Raw genomic sequence first — 21,631 nt, 5'->3', positions numbered from 1 at the left:
GTTGAGAAAGGAACCTATCCATGCCCAAGACCGCGCCCAAGACCGCCAGCAGCAAGAAAACCACCCCATTTGCCGCTCCTGAAAAGCAACCGGTTTACGTTCCCGGCCAAAGCCCCCAGATGGATGCCTGGTTTACCTCGTTTTTTATCGAAAACCACCTCGACCATTTCAGCAATCCGGAAAAGGCGGCGACCGAGGAGCAGGTTCGTTTCATGGTGTACACCGAACCCAATGAACGCTATTACCCCTGTTCTGACAAGATGTTCGATGCCATCATTCACCGGAAGAATTCGGCCCATATCCAGAAAGCCTACAACCAGGTCCTGCAGCGCCTGCTGGCCCTGATCGACAGACAGATCGAAGACCCCTGGGAAAAAACCTACCTGGAGTCGTTGATTATCAACAAATATCAACATGAGACCCGCGACGAAATCATGATTCCATCCCGATTGGAAAAGCGCCTCATGCGCATCTACCTCAACCGGACCCATATAGAAGATCCCTACATGTTCGAGAAGGCCCAACGCAATGCGAACGCCCAAGCGCTTTTGGACTCACCGGCGCTCAAAAAGGCACTCAATCATGTCGACGAAGCCGCACTGAAAAATCCACCCAGGACGCTGGACGACATCAAGAGTCAGATTGCGTCACTCGAATTTCAGAGACTCATCTGTCTGTCCAACACGCCCGAGTTGTGGGAGAGCGATGGGGCATTGAAGCGCTGCGTCGATGATTATCTTGCCATTTTCGAAAAGCCCTTTACCGGTGACGGGCTACAGCCCTTGCTGGCCTTTTTGGGGTTTGGCAAGCAACATCCGCCCAAGCGGCGGAAAATCCTCTGGCTGGCCGACGAGGCCGGCGAGGCCATCGTGGACCTGGCGGTCATTCGCCATCTGGTGGCCCAGGGCGACAAGGTGATCATCGCCTTCAAAAGCGGTCCCCTCTACACCAAGGCGGATATTCACGACTTCACGACCGACCAGGTGTTCTGCAATGCCATCGGTCAGGCGATCATCATTCAAGATCCGAGCCTGAACAAAAACGAACTGGTGCGCACCCTGCGCGGCGATACCCCGATCCTGGTTTTATCCGACGGTACCAATGAAAACCTCAATCTCATCCTCGTGTCGACGACCTTTGCCCGGATGTTCAAGGAGGTGGATGCGGTCATCTCCAGGGGTATGGATCAACGCCGTCGATTTTTCGATACCCAATTTCAATTCACCCAGGAGATTTTCAGTATTGCCGCCGAAAAAGACGGCAGTGTCTCGATTCTCTACAAACCACGACATCCTCATGTGATTAAGTTTTCTCATCAAGATCTGGAGCTTAAAGCCAAAACAATCATCGATCAAATGAAGCATGCCAAGGACGAGGGCATGACCGTGATTTTCTATAGCGGCATCATCGGCTCGATCCCTGGCAAAATCGCCATGGCCAAAAAAATCATGTCGGTTTTCGTGGATCACCTCAAAATGCAATCGTCGTTGACCTTTATCATCAACCCCTCCCAGTATTACGAACCCGGCATGGATGCAGACGATCTGATGTTCATGTGGGAAATTGTACAGCGCAGCGGCATGATCGATATCTGGCGGTTTCAGACCTATGACGATATTGTCACCGCCTTCCAGATCATGAACCAGAAAATACCGCCGGAATGGGTGGGCAAGGATGCCACCTACAGCACAGGATGCACCAAAGAGATGGCCATCGCTATCGACGTGCAAAACTCGCATCCCGAGATGCAGATTATCGGTCCGGCCAGAGAACGCTTCATGCGACGCAAGGAATATGGCGTCGGCTCCATGTATGACCGGCGACTGGCGCCGGCATGCAGGGTGTGAATGGGCGATTCCGGTGGGTGTGGTCGCAGATCGGCGTTCAGGGTGACGCGCCAAGCGGGACTCTGAATTTGCCCCCGTCTCGATCGCGGTACATCAAGTATCCGTTTTCCCTGGCGAATAGATACAAATCGCGGGTGATTCGAACATCCACTTGGCAATAGTCGATGATTTTTTCGATGCGGCCTTGCTGCCACCACCTGAGGGCATCGAGACCGCTCGCACTTTTTCGTGCGCCCAGGGTGGCCTCTGCGAGATGATCCAGGGATAGCCGATATCCCAACCGGTTTTTCACCGATTCCAGAACGTCGTATCCGGGCAGTTGCCAGAAGTCGAAACGGCTGTAACCGCTGAGCACCTTGTAGTCGAATCGTTTGCTGTTGAAACCGATCACCAGATCGAGCCGTTTCAAATGCGCGATCAAGTTCTCGATCTGATCCTCTGTGTAAACTGAGAATTGATCCGTTCGGCTGTCATACACCACGCCACAACTGATCCGCATCAGGTGCGCCATATGCCAGCCACCGACTTCGGCGGCCGACCGTTGGGTTTCGAGGTCAAAAACACCGAACGATTCAGGATGCCTGAAAATATCATCGGGCTTAGCACCGATCGGTGGCTGGAGGGTCAGGACGGACGATTCCGCTGTTCCGGGGCCTGCAGGTCGTCTGATGATTCGAAGGAGTGCGGCCGCACCGGCTTTATCGATCGGGTGGTTGGCCGAACCACATTTGGGTGAATGGACACAGGCCGGGCATCCTGCTTCGCAAGGGCAGCGTTCGATGGCCTGAATCGTGATGTCCATCAACTCCGCGGCTTGCAGAAAGACTTGCTCACTGAATCCCGCACCGCCGGGTACGCCGTCATAGATGAAAATGGCGGCATTTGTGGTCTGGGGGTGATACGCAGTGGAGATGCCGCCCACATCGTTGCGGTCCGCCAGAACCCGTAAAGGCATCATGCTGATAAGAGCATGTTCGGCCGCATGCAGGGCGCCAAGCAGGTCGAACGGCTTCCGTTGGAGTTCCCGGCAGGCTCGGCCGGGGATATCGATCCAGATGCCCTGGGTCTCGAAGGAAACCGGCGGGGCATCGATGGGGATCTGTTTCAAAATACGACCGTTGACGCTCTGTATCATGTCATAGGCAAAGACCGTGTCGGTAATCCTGATTTCCCCCAGGAACATGTGCGCCCATCCGATCGCCTTGCTGTCGTGAACACGAATGATCTCCACATCGCTGACGCTTCGCACACGTGTGTAATAGTCCACCTCCACCGGCAGAAGATGCACGCAATGCGCCCTGTCATCCACTGTTTCGATTCGATAAGTCGTTCCCTGGTGGAGATAGATTGCGCCGGGATGCGTGTCCCGATAGACCCGATGCCCATCGATTTCACCAATGGGTCGATCCCTTTCGGCGTCGATGATCTGGTAGCGTTCACCGGCGCCGCGCAAGCTGATCCGTCTATGGGGTCTTTTTTCGTGGCTGTGCAAGCGGATACCGTCTGCCGAGCGTTTCAACACCCCGCTGTGTTCCAGTCGCAACACCTCGGTTTCCACCTCTGGCGCCTGGAGCCAGCTTTCGTCGACGTCCAATGGCAATTCGGCGGCGGCACAAACCAGATGTCCCCGCAAAGCGACGCCATTGTAGGGGTTGAGCACGGCCGCCTCGGCTTTTCCGTGGAAAAATGCGTCGGGGTGCGCCATATAAAATTTGTCAATCGCATTTTCCACGGCGATCATGATCAGTGCCGATGGCTGGCCCTGGCGACCGACACGCCCGCTGCGTTGCCAGGTGGATATCATCGAGCCGGGATAGCCGATCAGAATACACAGATCCAGATCACCGATGTCGATACCCAGTTCCAGGGCGCTGGTGCTGACCACGGCCAGCAGTTCGCCGCTTTTCAATCGGTGCTCGATATCGCGCCGATTGTCGGGCGACAACCCGGCCCGATAAACGCTGATGCGATCCCGCCACCGTCCCGACTGCTCCCGGGACCATACCGACACAAGCTCGGCCAGCTTTCTGGATTGCGTATAAACAATGGTTCGCAGTTCCCTGGCCAAGGCGGCCTTGAGCAAAGCGATGGCCACATGTGCAGGACGATCCTCGGGATCCATCAGAACCATGTGGCGTTGGCCGCTGGGAGCGGCGTTTTCGGTGATGGCATGGACCGGCATACCGACCAGTGCACTGGCCAGCTGGGATGGATTGTTTACCGTTGCGGAAGTAAAGATAAAGAGCGGAGAGGCGCCGTGATGGTGGCAAACACGTAGCAATCGACGTAGAATTTGTGCCATGTGATTGCCCAGCATGCCGCGATAGGTGTGGACTTCGTCGATGACCACCAGTCGCATATGGGCAAAAAGTGCATGCCAGCGATCGTGAAACGGCAAAAGTGACAAATGCACCATTTCGGGGTTGGTCATCAAGACATTGGGCGGGTGCTGTCGTATTTTCTTGCGTTGGTAGTCGGTCGTGTCTCCATCATAGATGGCCGCCCGCGGTATGGATGGGGACATCTGTGCTGACCAGCGGTAAAAGGCGGCCAGCTGATCTTGTGCCAGGGCCTTGAGCGGGAAAACATAAAGCGCACGCGTCTGGGGATCGGTCTCAAACGCTCGCAACATGGCCAGGTTGTAAATCAGGCTCTTGCCGCTCGCGGTGTCGGTAGCTACCACCGTATGTTTACCCTCGTCTATGGCGGATAGGGCCTCGCATTGATGACGATAAAGATTTTCGATGCCCAGCCGATTCAACAGCCCGTATAGCGAATTGGACAGTACGCCGTCAGCTGTGCAGATGCAGCCCGGCCTGGATGGCCGGCGATGGTGCGCCTTTACCTGGGATTTGAAACGGGGTGCATTGACGAGTGCGTCAATGTATTCGCTGATGCTTTTGATATCCAATTGATTACAATGAGTTAAAAACTATAAAAAGTGTCTGGCGATCTGCCTTGGGTCTTCTATTATTTGCTTGAAAGTACAGTTGCTTTTGATATAAATGCATCCGTACCGAATAAAGAATCGCAGGATAGATTGCCCTGCTCTGGAGGAAAAAGCAAGTCTTGGACGACCCCCACTTATCCACCTGGATAACATCGATCATCTGTATCAAAAACACACCTGCCTCATCTGCCTGGTACAACGCCATGTTCATACAGCCTGCGCCCGGTTTTTTTGCGCATCACATTCAGGAAGCATGATCTCATGACGGAACAAGTCGTCGCACTGGTGATTCTTCTCGTTCTATCCGGCTTTTTTTCATCCGCCGAAACCGCTCTTTTTTCGATCAGCCGCACCAAGGCGCGCTATCTCGCCAAGACCGGCGGCCGCGCCTATGAACTGATCAACCAGCTGAAGGACAATCCGCATCGTTTGCTGACCACTATTCTGATAGGCAACAACGTGGTCAACGTGGCGGCTTCCGCTCTGGCCACCAAACTGGCCCTCAAGCTCTTTCCGGGGTATGCGGTCGGTATCGCCACCGGGGTGATGACCTTTTTGATCCTCGTTTTCGGAGAGGTATTCCCCAAGTCCGTAGCCACTCGGAACAACGTTCTGATCGCCCGCATGATTATTTTTCCCATATACTGGTTTTCCCTTTTCTGCCGTCCCATCGTCTTTATTCTCGACTTCATTCCCAAACTCACGGGGCGCATCAAGAAGACGCCCACCGTGACCGAGGAAGAATTGATGACCTTCGTGGAGGTGGTGCGAGAGGAGGGCGAGATCAAGGCGGAAGAGCAGCAGTTGATTCACCGCATCTTCGAATTTGACGACACCAATGCCTCTGAAATAATGACCCCTCGAGCCGATATGTTCGTTATCGAAGCGGACAAGCCGCTGGATTTAAAAACCATTACCGAATCGGGATTCACCCGCATTCCGGTGATTGAAGATACCATCGACAATGTGGTCGGCATCCTGAACATCAAAGATGTGCTGGCGGATTATGCGGCCAACAATCAACTGTCGGACGTCAGAAAGCTGATGCGCCCGCCCTATTTCGTTCCCGAGCACAAAAAACTGGATTCGTTGATGAGACAGTTCAAAAAACGGAAAAACCATATGGCGATCGTTGTCGATGAGCATGGCGGGGTTTCCGGTTTGATCACCCTTGAAGATGCGCTCGAAGAACTGGTCGGCGAGATCAGGGACGAAACCGATAAGGAAGAACGCCTGATTACCAAACGAAAAAACAAAGAGTGGATTGTGTTGGGCAAGACCGATATCGAAGAGGTCAACGAAGTGATCGGCATGAACATACCCGAATCCGCCGAGTACGACACCTTTTCAGGCTACGTACTCGAACAGATCGGTCGTATTCCCACGGAAAATGAAACGTTTACCCTGCGCGGGTTTGAGGTGATCGTCAAATCGATGGACGGCAACCGGATCAAAGAGTATATTGTGCGTCAGCTGGAAGAAAACAGCCCTGCCCTGCTGCCACACGCTTCCGAATTGCCGAAGTAACGGCACCCTGCTATTCTTTAACCCGTTCTACATACTCACCGCTGCGGGTGTCGATCCGAAGCAGCTCTCCTTCGTTTACAAACGGCGGCACCTGGACCACATGGCCGGTTTCCAGGGTGGCCGGTTTGGTGCTCCCGCTGGCTGTGTCTCCTTTGGCCCACGGTTCGGCCTGGGTCACCCGAAGCTCGACAAAATTGGGTAGCGTGACCCCGATGGGGCGGCCTTGAAAGAGCAGAACGTTGCATACGGTATTGTCCTTTAAAAATGCCTTGCCCTCTCCGACCTGGTCCGCGGTCAGCATTTCCTGCTCATAGGTGGTGTTGTTCATGAAGCAGTAGCTGTTGCCGTCAAAATAGAGATACTCCATCTGGACCTCTTCCAAGTCGGCAGGTGTAAACTTTTCACCCGACCGATAGGTCCTGTCGAATTGGGCTCCGGTCACCATGTTCTTGAGTTTGCATTTGTATAGTGCCTGTCCTTTGCCTGGCTTTACAAATTCAAACTGCACAATCACATAGGGTTCGCCGTCAATTTCCAATTTTGTGCCTTTGCGCAGATCACCACTTTCTAACATATTGGGGATATCCTCCTTACAGGTTATCTTTTGGATTCAAATCGGTTGTCCAGACGTTACTGACGTATTGATGCAACCTGATGGGCCGTGTCACTCTCTCGGGCGGCCAAGACCATGGATTTCACCTTTTCAAGATCTTTTTGGAACCGAATCGGACGATTCTCCAAATCGAGCGCATTGGTCAATGTACAGCTGTCCACACCGGCGGGTTTTACCTTTCGGATACCATCTGCGACATTATGCGGTCCAATACCGCCGGCCAAAACGACGGGTATACGGCTGCTGCGTACCAGGGCATTGGCGACGGCCCAGTCGCAAGTCATGCCGGTGATGCCGATATACCCCTGAACCGGCTGCGCTATTTCTACATCAGGCGTGTCGGTCGACAATATGGTGTCGGTCAGGAACCAATCGCTGATCGGTTCGAATAGCGCCGCCAGTTTCAACGTACCCCATCGATCCGCTCTGCCGGGCTGACCAATGGGGATGGAACGCATCAACTCAATTTCGGGGAATCGTTCTCTCAATGTTCTTTGTCGATCCAAGGCAGCAAAGACGCCATCTCGATCCTTTTCGACAGACCCGAGGGTCTCACACAAGTGCAACATATCCGGACTGAGTTCCTCGACCATCCGCGATATGGCATCCACATCGTTAAAGAGCGGAATCAGGCTGCTTTTACATCCGGCCTGCTGCACGGTCCTTATCGTCTGTTTGAGGTCAAACCGGCTCTCAGGAAATGGATCCAACATCACACTGCCGATGTGATCCACCTCCAATCGAATCATCTCCTCGGCTTCGCGTGGTGTCTGGATTTCGTAAATTTGTACAATCATTTCAGACCGTCAAGGAGCCTGTTGACTCGGTTCATAAATCAAAATTATTGACATTTTTCGCGCTGTCTACCATATTCAGGCTGATTTCGCAAACCGTTTAACTGCTTTTCATCATTATATATACTGAGTAAAGGAAGACGATGATTCTGATCATTGATTTCGGTTCCCAATTCAACCAATTGATCGCCCGCCGGGTCCGTGAGTGTGGTGTTTACTGTATCATCGAACCGCCGACACTCCCGATCGAGCGCATCAGGGAGATGGATCTTCAGGGCATCATTCTATCCGGTGGACCGGCGAGCATATACGAAAAAAACAGTCCCAGGATCGACCAGCGTATATTCGATCTCGGGCTGCCTGTTCTGGGGATCTGCTATGGCATGCACTTTATGGTCGATACCCTTGGCGGTACTGTCAAACGAGCGCAGAAGCGTGAATATGGATTTGCGGCACTCAATATCTGCAAGTCCGATGCACTATTTTCGTCCATACCCGATCATAGCCAGGTCTGGATGAGTCATGGGGATTCCATTTCTCAATTGCCAACGGGTTTTGATGTGACGGCTAAAACCGACAACACCCCCGTTGCCGCAATGGCAAACGAAACTCAAAAATTTTTCGCTCTCCAGTTTCACCCCGAGGTGGCTCACACCAAAAAGGGCAAGCAGATGCTGCACAACTTTTTGTTCGATGTGTGTGGCTGCAGGCGCAATTGGAGCATGAAAGCCTTTGCGCGAAGTGCCGTGGCCGAGATCAAAGAAAAGGTGGGCAACGACAAAGTCATACTGGGCCTCAGTGGCGGCGTGGATTCCACGGTGACCGCCATGTTGATTCAAAAGGCCATTGGCAACCATCTGACCTGCATCTTCGTCGACAACGGCTTGCTGCGCAAAGACGAGGCCAACAAGCTCAAGGTGGTGTTCAAAGAGCATTTGAGGCTCAATATCCGCTATGTGAACGCAGGGAAAAAGTTTCTTGATGGACTTGCCAAGGTGGCCGACCCGGAAAAGAAGCGAAAGATCATCGGCAGAATATTTATGGAAGTCTTCGAGGCCGAAGCACGCAAGATAGAAGGGGCTAACTTTCTGGCCCAGGGAACGCTCTACCCGGACGTGATCGAATCTCGCTCGGCATTCGGCGGCCCTACCGCGGTGATCAAGTCCCATCACAATGTCGGCGGTCTTCCCAAGCGAATGAAACTCAAACTGGTCGAACCGCTCCAGTATCTTTTCAAGGATGAGGTTCGCAAACTGGGCGCTCAACTTGGGCTCGGTTCCGATCTGGTCTGGCGCCAGCCTTTCCCGGGGCCTGGATTGGCCATTCGTATCATTGGTGAAGTCACCTCAAAACGCCTGCAGGTACTCCGGGAAGTGGACGCCGTCCTGCTCGAGGAGATTCGGGAGGCCGGTTTTTATCGCAAGCTCTGGCAATCCTTTGCCGTATTGCTACCTCTCAAAAGTGTCGGTATCATGGGAGACAGCCGCACATACGAAAACATTGTGGCCATCCGGGCGGTCACCAGTAAGGACGCCATGACTGCGGATTGGGCAAAACTGCCCCACAGCCTCATGGGCCGCATCTCCAACCGGATCATCAACGAAGTGCGCGGCGTCAACCGTGTGGTCTATGACATCAGCTCGAAGCCGCCCAGCACCATTGAATGGGAATAACCATCAGGAAAATAAAAGATGAACGATCGCCTCGAAGATAACGAACAGTTCAAGTTGCGTTCGGAAGATCTGGTCGAAACCGCCGAAAAGTCTGAAATCCCCGCGGAGATCAATGAGCTGCGGCTGGAAAAGATCAGCCAGCGGGTCACGCTCATCTCGATCATGATTCCGGTATTGATCGTGATCGTTCTGGTGATCACCTACCTGGATATCAAAAAGCGTGTGGTTCGCACCGAAGACACCGGCATGATCGAATTTCAAAAGCTGTCCGCCGACCTCGAATCACGCTTCTCTTCCTTGTCGGTGCGCCAGGCTAAACTCGAAGATGATATGACCCGGATGATCGCGCAAAGTGATCAGAGTGCTGCGGCCGTTCACGTGCGGTTGCAGAAGCTCCAGGAGACGCTGAACCAGGTGCAGCAGGGCATCAAGAATAAAATCGATAAAAAGGAACTCGATTCGACACGTGATGACCTTGTCCGCCAGATAAACGGGATGGTTGATGCCTCCAATCAGGCAAGCCAACAGATGGCCGCCATCACCACTGAGCTCAAAAAACAGATGGATCAATTGACGGCGAATGTGGCGGCAACAGAGCAGCGTATGGCCGACATCAATCGGTTGCTGGCGGAACTCGAGAAGAACAAGATCGATAAACCTGCCATGGATCTGGCGCTTCGGCTCGAAACGCTTAAGGTGTCCAGTGAGGTAAAAGCCAAGCTCGATGCGATGCAACAAACGATCGATGCTCTGAAAAAACAGATCGGCCGGGCAGCTCAGCCAGCCGCCACCCCCCCTGCAGCATCGACGCCCGGCACCCAGCAGGCCCCTTCCGTTGGTCAGTCTCCCGCCCCCCCCCTGCTTCGGCCATCGAGGAACACACCATTTCCAGATAATTTTGGATTCGCAAAAGCCGTAGATTGACGGCGCCGAAAGAAGTTCAAGATCAAGGCACGCGAAATTCCGTGTCCTGAGGCGTACTTGTCGTACGCCGAAAGGACAACGGGATGAGCGCAACGCAGATATCGGGCTTCTTACGGCGCCGTCAGGGTTGAACTTGGTGAGATTTCACCGCACGGGTCAACAGAAAGGCCACCTCTTTGATCCACCTCGCCATGTCGATATCCAGGTTCCGCTCGTCGGCGAAGTGCCATCGCAGCATCGTGTTGCTGAAAATGCCGAGAAACATATTTTTGAAAATGCGATGGTCGACCCCGCCGGTGATCTGGCCGCTGGCCTTGCCGTCATAGAGGATATCGTCGATGACGGCCAGATAGGTTTCGAAGGCATCATACGCCTTGGAATGGTAGAACCTGGGATTGAAGATGCCGTCGAGTATCAGTGTCTTGGCAAAGGCGGGTTGCTTCAGGTAGATGGTAAAGAAATAGCAAATAAACCGTCCGAGTCTGTCCAGCGGTTTCTCGATGCGGAAAAGCGCATCCACCTTTTCCTGGTGCCCCTTGAAGCGTTGTTCCAGCGTCGTAAACAAAATATCTTCTTTGTTCTGAAAATGTTCGTAGAGGGTGCGTTCGGCCATTTCAGCCATTTTGGCAATTTCCAAGGTGGTGGTTTTTCCATACCCTTTTTGCGCAAAAAGGTTTTCAGCCGCATTAATGATCTTGGTTTGCTTGTTCTTGTTGTCCACCGTGGCTTGATCCTCTATGCCGATCATCGCCAGAACCAGATCCACGATGCCGTCATAGTCATCCACAAAACTGCTTTTTTGTTTGTCCGCGAAAAACATGATGTTTTCGACATCCATCAATCCCTGAATGATATCGCGCGCAACGGCTGTGGAAACTTCGGACGAGAACACGCCTTGCTCTTTTCCGTCGGTCAATATTTGTTTGGTAATCTGGGTCCATTCGAAAAAGTAGCGAAAGGCCTCGTGCTTAAAAAAGGCTTTTCTGGAGCGGCATTCGAACAGGGTGAATCTGGCATAATTGGCATTGTTTTCATGGAACTTCAGCTGCTCCCAAATCAACTTGGTCAAAAGACTGACGGGTTCGCGTATGCCCTCCAGCCTTCGCTTGAAATTGGGGATCCGGTCCTTCAGATAGGCGCCGGCCGTGTGGAACAGTAAATCCTCCTTGTTGCTGAAATAATGATAGATGTGGGATACGTTGACGCCTGCCGCCTCGGCGATTTCTCCGATCGAGGCATCTTGCCCTTTGGCCGCCATGACCCGAACCGCCGCATTGAGTATCTGCTCTTTTGTGCCCATCACATCCATATTCAGGCCTTTTCTAAAGAGGGTTGCTGTGGATCCAACACTATAATGAAACCAAACAGCCGGTGAATCGATTAGAAATTAACACTAAGAATATCTAAATGAAAGTATAATTCAATCCTGGTCTATTTTTTATGGACCTCAAAAATATTATTAATTCCTTAATTTTCGTTATATTACGTATTTTATAAAAATTTATTCAACTTATTTTTCTTGCATCGTTATTGAATCTTGCGTTAATAATAGCCCATTAAAAACAGAATTCAAAAGTTTTTTAACTGTCAAAAAGAATCAGGAGGATAGGATGTTGCAAAACAAAAGGTTCAGAATCGTTTTCCTTTGGGCGGTCGTGTCGCTTATGGGAATCTGCTTCTCCGGGGTTGCCGCGGCAGGCGATAAGCCGATGATCTGGCGATTACAGTCGGCTTGGGCCACCAGCACCGGTCAGCACCCTGCATTTCAAAAAATGTGCGACATGATCAAGCAGGAATCCAACGGCCGGCTTGAAATCAAGCTGTTCGGTCCGGGAGAAATCGTCGGTACGGTCGAAATGTTCGATGCGGTTGTCAACGGCGTGTTGGAAATGGCCGGCGGCTCCGGCATTTACAATTCGGGCAAGATTCCCGAAGGACTGGTTGAGTTCGGTATGCCGTTCGCCTTGGAAAACAAAGCCGAACTGGACGATTTCTGGTTAACCTACAAAGATGGCGAAGCCTTTAAAATCGTGCAGGAAGCCTACCGCAAGCGCGGCGCTGAACTGCTCGCCATCCATGCCGGAAACTCATATGGTTACATGACCACATTCCCGGCCACCGCCACCGCCGATTTCAAGGGTAAAAAAATCCGTTCGTTCGGGTTCTTCGGATCGATCGTTCAGATGATGGGCGGCCAACCGGTATCCCTTCCCACCGAAGATCAGTATCTTGCGCTGCAGCAAGGCACTGTGGACGGCACGATTTTTCCCTATCTGGCCATGCAGACGATGAACCTCAAAGAGGTGGCCAAGCACGCCATCCTTCCGCCGATACTTGGATCCCCCACCAGCAATGTATATGTCTCCAGCAAAGCCTGGACCAAGCTGCCGGAAGACATCAAACCCATCGTGATCAAGTATGTCCGTCTGCAGAACGAATGGTACATGGCCAAAGAATATCCCCAGGAGCAGGAGATGCTCGCCAATCCGGACAAGTTTGGCATCGAGGTCCATCGCATGAAACCCGAAGAGGTGGCCAAACTCAAGGCCATGGGCCAGAAGATTTGGGACGGTGTTTCCAAACGGTCCGAAGGCACGGCCAAGCTCATCGAAATGCTCAGAGCTTACAAGGCTGAAAAATAGGGATCATAACGGTTGCATTCCCTGTTCGGTCGATCCTTGCCCCGGCGCTCATTGCCGGGGCAACGAAACGAATTGAAAACATCAGGCCTTCCCCGGCGCTTGATCATCGGAGGAGGCCCTGCGCACCAAACATCCCATGCCGGATCGCCCCATCGGTTTACCTTACCGATCAAGGGCAAAAAGGGGTTTCCCTGACCATGCAGATTGAAAATTTCCTGAAACTCATCGATAAGACCAATGAATGGACCGGGCGGATCGTTTCCTACCTGGCCATCTTCATGATGCTATCGTTAACCTATGAAGTTGTTGTCCGTTATCTGTTCAATATGCCGACCATCTGGGTTCTGGAAATCAACCAGTACGCCTTGTGCATCTATGTTGCACTTGCCGGCGGCTTCACGGCCATCAACAACGGCCATGTGAATGTCGAAATCTTATATGAGAAATTCAGTCCCCGGCGTAAAGCGATCGTCAATATCGCCACGTCGATATGTTTTTTCACGGTATTGCTCGTACTGATCTGGAAAGCCGGTGCCGTCGCCTGGGAGGCCTGGGAGACGAAGGAAACCTCGTTCAGTCTGCTGGCGGCACCTTTATATCCTGCAAAGGCGGCCATCCCGATAGGTGCTTTTCTATTTTTACTGCAACAGTTGACAAACCTCATACGGGATATCGCATTCCTCGTCCGCAAGGATCATCAACCAGTTGAAAACTAATCGCTAATCAAGACCCGCAGGAGATTCTGAACCATGGCACTCGGCTGGACAACGATTTTATTTTTCCTCATCCTCATCACCCTTCTGGCGTTGGGCGTCCCACTGGTATTTTGTTTCGGCTCGGTAGCCATTCTTTTTACCGTCTGGCACCTGGGCCCGGATGCTTTGTACCTGGTCGGGATCACTGCCTACCAGGGATGGACCAGCCCGATTTTGTTGGCCATTCCGCTATTTGTGCTGATGGCCAATCTATTGCAGCGGTCGGGTATCGCCGAGGACCTTTACCAGATGATGTATCTTTGGTTCGGGCGGATCCGGGGCGGACTGGCCATGGGAACGGTGGCCATTTGCGCCATCTTCGGGGCAATGGCCGGCATCAGTGCGGTGGGAACCGTTACCATGGGGATGATCGCCCTGCCGTCCATGCTCAAACGGGGCTACGATAAAAGGATCGCCGTAGGGTGCATCTCTGCAGGTGGAACCCTTGGGATTCTCATTCCGCCCAGTGTGCTGATGATCGTTTACGGATATTTGACCAATGCTTCGGTGGGCAAGCTATTTATGGCCGGGTTGATTCCCGGCATACTGCTGTCATTGATCTTCATGGCGTATATCTTCATTCGGTGCCTCAAAAATCCGGAAATGGGGCCGGCGGTTTCAGATGAGGAAGATTCCTCCATGGAGGCCAAACTGCGCAGCCTGGTTTCGGTGATCTCTCCTATCCTGTTGATCACCTGTGTGTTGGGCCTCATGTACATGGGGGTCTGTACCGCGATGGAGGCGGCCGCCATCGGCGCCTTTGGTGCGTTGATCGTGCTGATCGTCAATCGGCGCTTTGCCTGGAGCATCTTTCACGATTCGGTGGTCAATACCTGCCGCATGACGGCCATGATCATGTGGATTTTTTTCGGGGCACTCTTATTTCAGCATATCTACAGCGCTATGGGTGCCGCTGAAATGGTGGCTTCGATTTTTACCGGATTGGAAGTCAGTAGATGGATCATGTTGATCGGCATGATGGCCGTACTGATGGTCCTGGGCTGTTTCATGGATCCGGGAGGCATTCTCTTGATCTGCATTCCAGTATTCTTGCCCCTGGTCGAATCCCTTGGCTTCGATCCGATCTGGTTCGGCATTCTCTTTGTGATCAACATGGAGTTGGGTTACATCACGCCGCCGTTCGGCTTTAATCTCTTTTACATGAAAATGCTGGCCCAGCCCCACGGCGTCTCCATGCAGGATATCTACTGGTCGGTGGTGCCCTTCGTTCTGCTGGTGATCCTGCTGCTCTTTTTGATCATCGTTTTTCCGGATATCGCCCTGTGGCTGCCGGAAAAAGTATTATAGTACGGAAACCAAATCCAATGGGCAAGGCTTGCAAAGCCCATGTAAATTTTTACATTCTTTAAAATGGAGAACGAAACGTGGTGCCGAGTATCAACAAAATCCTTTTTGCCACCGACTTGTCGAAAATTTCCAGATATGCTTTCGAATATGCCGTCTCCCTTGCCGATAAGCAGCATGCGGAGCTTTTGATCGTCCACATCATAAAAGGCGCCTCACCGTTTGGTACCGAGTTGGTCAAGATGGCCGTCGGTGACGATGCATATAAGCAACTCGAGCAAAAACACGCCCAATATGCACGGGAAATCCTCATCGGGAAACGTAGCGAAGCGCTCGTGCTCAGGGAGACCATCCAACACCTTCGCAGTGAAGCCGAAATGAAGGTATCCCCGACCAAGTCTCTGAAAATCAATGATCGGGTCATCGAAGCCAGTTCGGTGTCGGAAGAGATTTTAAGGCTGGTGGAAACAGAAGGGTGCGACCTGGTCATCTTGGGGCACCGGAAGCGTCACTTGCTCGCCAGCGGATTGGGGGAGGGAACGCTCAAGAAGGTCCTGAAAAAAACGACCGTTCCTGTTCTGGTCGTGCCGACATTGCAGCAATAGAATGAACGACGCGTCTCGTCATTGCTGATGGCGATCGCGCAGAAATCGATTCCAAAAGCAGAGGCTGTCGACATGCCTTTTCATCTTGGCGGGCGCCTCTGCCCTTTCAACCTTCCAGGCTACTCGTCCTCATCGCAATCGTCCAGACCTCTTCAAAGTCCAGAGAAATCATTGACCCATCCGGAGCAGCCTTTCGATACGGGCGATGTCCTCTGGAAGATCGACTTCCGGTGAGTCGAAAGGCGAGATGACGACCTTGATGCGGTGGCCGAATTCCAAGGCTCGGAGCTGTTCCAGTTTTTCGATCTGTTCAAGGCGACCTTTGGGCAACGAATTAAAAATGTGTAGAAATTTTCTGGTGTAGGCATAGACGCCCAGATGTTTGAACACCGTGAAACCATCACCGCCATCCCGGGCCCAGGGGATGGGTGCTCTGGAAAAATAGAGCGCGTCGCCGTTGCAATCCATAACGACTTTACAATCTTTCGGATTGGTGTATTCTTGACGGTCCGTGATTTCGAACGCCAGGGTGCTCATGCCAAGCTCCGGGTCGCGCAGCAGTGGCTCGACGACCGCATCGAAACCTTCCGGACGCACCATGGGCTGGTCACCTTGCACATTGATGGCGATATCGTCTGGTTCGAGCCCCATTTGTTCAACCGCTTCGGCGACACGGTCGCTTCCGGAACGGTGCGCCGGAGAGGTCATCAATGCCCGGCCCCCGAAGCTTTTGACTGCATCGAAGATGCGACGATCGTCGGTGGCTACCGTGACTTCGGAAATCTTGTCGGCACGGGAGGCGCTTTCATAGACATGCTGAATCATGGGTTTGCCGGCGATGTACGCAAGTGGCTTGCCTTCGAATCGCGAAGAACCATATCTCGATGGAATAACGACGACGATGCGCATGGTATCAACCTTTATTGAATCGAGGTGGGAGTGACCCAGGTCACGTTTTGCCTTATCGTGCGTGAAAAAGCACCCTTGGAAAGGAGCGGATTGCTATGAATCATCACCTATTGACCGATTTGCTCGAGGCCGTTGCCAAGGGCCGTCTCTCTGTGGCTCAAGCCAAATCCCGCCTCGAAGATCTGGCCATGGAAGATATCGATTATGCGCATATAGATCATCACCGCAGCCTGCGCAAGGGCTTTCCAGAGGTGATTTTCGGCGAAGGCAAATCGGCGGATCATATTGCAGGCATCATGGAACGCATGAAGGTTCAGGAGCAGGTTATTCTGGTGACGCGAGTCGACGCTATCAAGGCCGATGAGATAAGGGCGCGCCTGCCGGATGCCGCATATGACCCGGCGGCCCGCATGATCGTGTGGCAAAGAAAAGCCCTTCCCAAGACCGGACTCGGCAAGATTTTGGTGGTGTCTGCGGGAACCTCCGACATCCCAGTGGCGCGCGAAGCGTTTCTGACCGCTGACGCCATGGGAAACAATGTCGAAACCGTATTCGATGTGGGCGTGGCCGGAATCCATCGGTTGATGGCCCATCGCGATGCGTTGGAGGCGGCGCGCGTACTGATTGTTGTCGCTGGAATGGAGGGCGCCCTGCCCAGCGTCGTTGCGGGCATGGTTCGTCGCCCGGTTATCGCGGTACCGACCAGCATTGGTTATGGCGTCAGTCTCGGCGGCCTGACGGCCCTGTTCGGCATGCTAAGCAGCTGCAGCTCCAACGTGGCCGTGGTCAACATCGACAATGGGTTTGGGGCCGGCTACATGGCCTCTTGCATCAACCAGCCTTGATGACGGCGCAAGAAGCCCAATATCTGCTTTGCGCTCATTCCGTGGTCCTTGCGGCGTACGACCTTTACGCCTCGGGACACGGAATGTCGTGCGCCTTGATCTTGAACTTCTTGTGGCGCAGTCGGCAAACCACTCTTTACGAATCCCTCAGCCTTGATGAAATGGCATTTCAGGGGGCGGCATGGCCATGCTCCTCGGATGAAACGGGCAAACGAACGGAAAAGGTGGTTCCTTTGCCCAACTCGCTTTGCACCTCGATGGTGCCTCGATGTTTTTTGATGATGTCATAGGCGATATGCAATCCCAATCCCGTGCCTTTGCCCACCGCCTTGGTCGTGAAAAAGGGTTCAAACAATCTGGGGATGTTTTCCGGGGCAATGCCGCTACCGTCGTCCTGGACCATCACCTCAACCTGATCGTCGGCGACCCGGGTTCTGACAAGGATATGGCCCCTGCCCTCGATGGCCTGGGCCGCATTGATCAGAATGTTCATAAACACCTGATTGAGTTCCTGAGGATATCCCCAAATCACTGGAATCTTCCCGAACTCTTGTCTGACGACCGCTTTGTATTTCAGTTCTTTCTGAACCACGTTCAAGGTGGACGCCAACCCTTTATTGACATCCAACATTCGAACACGATCGTCTCCAGGATGGGCAAGCGCTTTAAGGTCTGAAACAATCTTCTTGATACGCATGGCCCCCTCACTGCAATCTTTCACCAGATCGATGCTATCTTCCATCAAGTATTGGATATCGTGTTCTTTTTCAAATGACTCCAAATGGCTTAAGGCATTTTTGAGATCGGGCTCGAGCCGCGTGAAACAGGAGGATTCGCGGAGCATGCCGACCACATTACGATAGCATCCAATCAACTCCGTCATCCTGTTCTGGTAATTCTGAAGGGTTTTCAAATTGCTGCTGATAAATCCCGTGGGGTTGTTGATTTCATGGGCCACACCTGCAGCCAGCTGCCCGATGGCGGCCATTTTTTCCGAATGCAGCAATTGCGCGTGGTATGTTGCCAGCCGCTCTGCCGCGGGCTTCGACTGGCAAGCGCCATCGCTCATGCATTGAGAGTCCGTATGTATCTCTGTCAAGATTGCCTCCAGATACCGGGGAGCTGTTGCCTCGTGTCCATCCGCAAATGGCCGATTGACCCGATAAGGCCGCTATCGCCCCATTTGTCCATCAACTTTAGAACCCTGCCTTAGAACACGTAGGCGTAAATACGCCGACATACATGTCGACCCAGACAGCCCATGGAATGGATTCTTACGGCACTAGTAAACATACTTCAGCGCAACGGTACTCGTACTCGATGCATCCTGGAATCGTTGACACAAGCAGGGGCATCTTTCGAGTACAAGAACGAGTACGAGTACGACTGCAAGCAAATGGCCCATTATGTCAGCGTAATGATGAAACAGTGTGCTTTGCGCGCCGACGTGCCGTTCAGGATGAATAGAAAGGATTTAAGTTCTAGTCAGTTATGGCCGATAGTGCAAAAAAAGGAATTGAGCAGATGCAGATCCTGATATTGGTCGACAAGGTCGAGAAACAAAGCCTGTTGGAGCGGTTGGTTTCGCAGCAGGGCCACACGTTTCGCACGACCCAAAATGGACGGCAGGGGCTCGATATCGTCGGTGAAGACCACATCGACATGGTCATATGTACCCCTTCCCTTCAAGACCTGGGCGGATTCGATGTGATTCAAAAAACACGCCAGATGAGCCTCGATCATCATGTGTTCATGTTGATGCTGATAGACCGGGACGATGTGGCGCAAATGACGACCGCCCTGGCCAAGGGTGCGGACAATGTCGTGGCTTGGCCGTCCCATCCATTGCATTTGATGACGGCCGTGATCAACGCGGGACGCATTATCGACCTGGAAAACGAGATAGACCGAAATCGATCGGCCATTCATCGGAATCATGCCCAAACCGTGACAGCTTTTGGACAGCTCATTGAATCTTTCAGCGACAAATTGGGCGCACACGGCCGACGCGTCGCCGAGCTGTCCGTAGCCCTGGCGAAAATGCACCCGGATATTGTGCCCGATGATTACGAAACGGTCGAGGCATGTGCCTTGTTACACGACATCGGCATGATCGGCCTTCCCTTGAGCCTCGTGGAAAAGCGCCGAACCGAATTCACCGGTGAAGAAAACGAGCTGTATCGATCCCATCCCCAACGCGGTGCAGCGATCCTGGATCCGATCGATAGCTTTGGGCCGGTGGCAGGGTGGATCCGAATGCATCATGAACAGTTCAATGGCCGCGGCTTTCCCGATGAGTTGTCCGGAGATCAAATTCCCCTGGCAGCAGCCATTGTGGGGGCCTCCTCCTTATATGACGACCTGCTCGTTAAAGAGCATATCGATCGGAAGGAAGCCGCTCATCATCTCCAGCAATTTCGTGGTTACCAACTCTCGCCGGCCCTGGTGGACATGCTGCTTGAACTCAACTTGTCCCTGTTGCAGGCCGGTGTTCAGAAAAACGACATCTCCTGTCATGTCGTCGATTTAAAAAAAGGCATGGTGCTGTCGCGTACCATTTTGACCAAGTCCGGCGCCAGCGTCATGTCGGCCGGCACGCGTTTGGATCCCCCATTAATAACAAAACTAAAGCGCTACTACGAATCGGGCAATATTATAGAAAGCGTCTTCATCAGGAAGTAAGGAATAGCCATGGATCTAGCAACGATCATCGGTTTAATCGGCGGTTCGATTCTCATTGTCATGGCCATCGTTCTCGGTGGCAGTCCATTGATGTTCGTCAACATCCCGAGTGTCCTCATCGTCGTGGGCGGCACTTTTGCCGTGACCTTTATAAAATTCAAAATGAGTGATGTGATCGGTTCCATCGCCGTGGCCATGAAGGCCTTCCTGGTCAAGATGTCGGATCCCGAAGCGATGATCGAGGAGATGGTCAATTTCACGCGCATCGCCAAAAAGGAAGGATTGATCGCCCTGGAAAAAGAGGTCGCTTCGGATCCCTTTGCCGCCAAGGCCTTGAGATATCTTTCAGACGGATATGACGAGGGATTGATCGAAGATATGCTCAGCAAGGACATCCGCCTGACCGTTCAGCGCCACGCCATCGGCCAGGCGGTCTTCAAGGGTATGGGCGACAGCGCCCCGGCCTTCGGCATGATCGGCACCCTGATCGGCCTGGTGCAAATGCTCTCTTCCATGGATGATCCCGCCAGCATCGGACCTTCCATGGCCGTGGCACTGCTGACAACGCTTTACGGCGCCGTGCTGGCCAATTTCATCTTCCTGCCTTTGGCCGACAAGCTGAGCTTGCGCAGCGATCAGGAAAAACTCAACAAGAGCATCATCGTGGAGGCGGCCGTGGGGATCAACCGTGGTATCTCGCCCATGGTGCTGGAAGAATCCCTTAAAATCTTCCTCTCTCCCAAACAACGCGACCGTGAAGAAACGCCCGAAGCGAAAGCCGGCGTCGAGGCCGAGGCAAACTGATGGGCCTGCCTGCCGAAGAGCCGAAAAAAATCGATCCGGGCGCCCCCAAATGGGTCGTCACCTTCGGCGATTTGATGAGCCTGCTGCTCTGTTTTTTCGTTCTGCTGCTCTCCTTTTCTGAAATGGACCGTCAGAAATACAAGCAAGTGGCCGGATCTCTTGAAAAGGCCTTTGGCGTCCAGCGCAAGGTTCGGGTCATGGAGATTCCCAAGGGCATGAAAATCATCGCCCGTGACTTTGACCAGGAGATTATCGAAACACGGATCAGGGAGGATCTGGGCAAGGAGATCGATGACATGCTCTCCACCCAGCTGGAGGAGTATAAAGATCAGATCGCCATGGAGTCTAACGAGAGCGAAGTGATCATCAGATTGATGGGAGAAAGCACGTTCGACTCCGGCAAAGTGGAGATCCGGGAAAAACTGAAGCCCTTGCTCGAGCGAGTGGCCAAGGTACTGGAAAAAGACAACGGCGACATCGTCGTTGCCGGTCACACGGACAATGTACCCATTCGCAGCGGCGGCCCCTACCCGACCAACCTGCGGCTCTCCATCGCCCGGGCAGCCGTCGTGGCGGAATACATGTTGAGCCATTCGGCCATCGACGCCAAGCGTGTCTCGACCATGGGGTTCGGGGAATATCGCCCCATCGAGAGCAACCAGACCGAACGCGGACGCGAAATGAATCGACGCGTCGAAATCATATTGAGCAACCTTCCACCGGTGGCACACGACAACAGATAAAGCAGACTTTTCT

18 protein-coding genes are annotated in these 21,631 nt (G+C 52.9%); 12 read left to right on the top strand and 6 right to left on the bottom strand.

Annotated elements, in window-relative coordinates; all coding sequences use genetic code 11:
• The first annotated feature begins 20 nt into the window (after positions 1–20).
• Complete coding sequence (locus tag DFT_RS11645) at positions 21–1,847, top strand: ARMT1-like domain-containing protein (RefSeq protein ID WP_161807133.1); 1,827 nt, start codon at positions 21–23, stop codon at positions 1,845–1,847.
• Positions 1,848–1,884: 37 nt separating this feature from the next.
• Here DFT_RS11645 and DFT_RS11640 read toward each other — a convergent pair whose 3' ends face one another.
• Positions 1,885–4,758 (bottom strand): DEAD/DEAH box helicase, encoded by a 2,874-nt coding sequence (locus tag DFT_RS11640; protein ID WP_054031360.1) that lies wholly within the window; start codon positions 4,756–4,758, stop codon positions 1,885–1,887.
• Positions 4,759–5,058: 300 nt separating this feature from the next.
• On the opposite strand from DFT_RS11640, the gene DFT_RS11630 reads away from it, so the two are divergent.
• A complete protein-coding gene (locus DFT_RS11630; protein ID WP_054031358.1) occupies positions 5,059–6,324 on the top strand; it encodes a hemolysin family protein in 1,266 nt (421 codons plus the stop codon).
• 10 nt (positions 6,325–6,334) lie between these two features.
• On the opposite strand, the gene efp is transcribed toward DFT_RS11630, so the two are convergent.
• Positions 6,335–6,898, bottom strand: a complete 564-nt coding sequence (gene efp, locus DFT_RS11625) for an elongation factor P (RefSeq protein ID WP_054031357.1) — start codon at positions 6,896–6,898, stop codon at positions 6,335–6,337.
• A gap of 56 nt (positions 6,899–6,954) precedes the next feature.
• The gene (locus tag DFT_RS11620) at positions 6,955–7,734 is read right to left on the bottom strand and encodes a phosphoribosylanthranilate isomerase (RefSeq protein ID WP_054031356.1); all 780 of its coding nucleotides are present in this window, start codon (positions 7,732–7,734) and stop codon (positions 6,955–6,957) included.
• 140 nt (positions 7,735–7,874) lie between these two features.
• Between DFT_RS11620 and guaA the strand changes: the two genes are divergently transcribed.
• Complete coding sequence (gene guaA, locus DFT_RS11615; RefSeq protein ID WP_054031355.1) at positions 7,875–9,404, top strand: glutamine-hydrolyzing GMP synthase; 1,530 nt, start codon at positions 7,875–7,877, stop codon at positions 9,402–9,404.
• An 18-nt stretch (positions 9,405–9,422) separates the two neighbouring features.
• Entirely contained in the window at positions 9,423–10,328 is a 906-nt protein-coding gene (locus DFT_RS11610; protein ID WP_054031354.1) for a hypothetical protein, read from the top strand.
• A 121-nt stretch (positions 10,329–10,449) separates the two neighbouring features.
• On the opposite strand, the gene DFT_RS11605 is transcribed toward DFT_RS11610, so the two are convergent.
• Entirely contained in the window at positions 10,450–11,628 is a 1,179-nt protein-coding gene (locus tag DFT_RS11605) for a TetR/AcrR family transcriptional regulator (protein WP_161807132.1), read from the bottom strand.
• 409 nt (positions 11,629–12,037) lie between these two features.
• Between DFT_RS11605 and dctP the strand changes: the two genes are divergently transcribed.
• The 4 genes from dctP to DFT_RS11585 all read left to right on the top strand — a co-directional run bounded on the left by dctP (position 12,038) and on the right by DFT_RS11585 (position 15,635).
• On the top strand, positions 12,038–12,970 hold the full coding sequence (gene dctP / locus DFT_RS11600) for a TRAP transporter substrate-binding protein DctP (protein WP_235506210.1): 933 nt from the start codon (positions 12,038–12,040) through the stop codon (positions 12,968–12,970).
• A 197-nt stretch (positions 12,971–13,167) separates the two neighbouring features.
• Positions 13,168–13,686, top strand: a complete 519-nt coding sequence (locus tag DFT_RS11595; protein ID WP_054031351.1) for a TRAP transporter small permease subunit — start codon at positions 13,168–13,170, stop codon at positions 13,684–13,686.
• A 33-nt stretch (positions 13,687–13,719) separates the two neighbouring features.
• Positions 13,720–15,033 (top strand): TRAP transporter large permease, encoded by a 1,314-nt coding sequence (locus DFT_RS11590; protein WP_054031350.1) that lies wholly within the window; start codon positions 13,720–13,722, stop codon positions 15,031–15,033.
• Positions 15,034–15,110: 77 nt separating this feature from the next.
• A complete protein-coding gene (locus tag DFT_RS11585) occupies positions 15,111–15,635 on the top strand; it encodes a universal stress protein (protein ID WP_054031349.1) in 525 nt (174 codons plus the stop codon).
• Positions 15,636–15,803: 168 nt separating this feature from the next.
• On the opposite strand, the gene kdsB is transcribed toward DFT_RS11585, so the two are convergent.
• Positions 15,804–16,544, bottom strand: coding sequence for a 3-deoxy-manno-octulosonate cytidylyltransferase (kdsB, locus tag DFT_RS11580; RefSeq protein ID WP_054031348.1), 741 nt, complete (start codon positions 16,542–16,544; stop codon positions 15,804–15,806).
• Between the two features lie 95 nt (positions 16,545–16,639).
• Between kdsB and larB the strand changes: the two genes are divergently transcribed.
• Positions 16,640–17,389, top strand: coding sequence for a nickel pincer cofactor biosynthesis protein LarB (gene larB, locus DFT_RS11575; protein WP_054031347.1), 750 nt, complete (start codon positions 16,640–16,642; stop codon positions 17,387–17,389).
• A 169-nt stretch (positions 17,390–17,558) separates the two neighbouring features.
• Here the strand turns inward: larB and DFT_RS11570 are convergent, their stop codons facing one another.
• On the bottom strand, positions 17,559–18,488 hold the full coding sequence (locus DFT_RS11570; protein ID WP_152971957.1) for a sensor histidine kinase: 930 nt from the start codon (positions 18,486–18,488) through the stop codon (positions 17,559–17,561).
• 425 nt (positions 18,489–18,913) lie between these two features.
• On the opposite strand from DFT_RS11570, the gene DFT_RS11565 reads away from it, so the two are divergent.
• Genes DFT_RS11565 through DFT_RS11555 form a run of 3 tightly spaced genes read left to right on the top strand, consistent with a single transcriptional unit; the run spans position 18,914 to position 21,618 of the window.
• A complete protein-coding gene (locus DFT_RS11565) occupies positions 18,914–20,071 on the top strand; it encodes an HD domain-containing phosphohydrolase (RefSeq protein WP_054031345.1) in 1,158 nt (385 codons plus the stop codon).
• A gap of 9 nt (positions 20,072–20,080) precedes the next feature.
• A complete protein-coding gene (locus DFT_RS11560) occupies positions 20,081–20,875 on the top strand; it encodes a MotA/TolQ/ExbB proton channel family protein (RefSeq protein WP_054031344.1) in 795 nt (264 codons plus the stop codon).
• A complete protein-coding gene (locus DFT_RS11555; protein ID WP_054031343.1) occupies positions 20,875–21,618 on the top strand; it encodes a flagellar motor protein MotB in 744 nt (247 codons plus the stop codon). The genes DFT_RS11560 and DFT_RS11555 overlap by 1 nt, the downstream gene beginning before the upstream one ends.
• The last annotated feature ends 13 nt before the right edge of the window (positions 21,619–21,631 follow it).

This window comes from Desulfatitalea tepidiphila, assembly GCF_001293685.1.
In the GTDB taxonomy this organism is placed as follows: Bacteria; Desulfobacterota; Desulfobacteria; order Desulfobacterales; family Desulfosarcinaceae; genus Desulfatitalea; species Desulfatitalea tepidiphila.
Note: the sequence above shows the minus strand (reverse complement) of the source record. Positions and strands in the feature narration are given on the sequence as shown.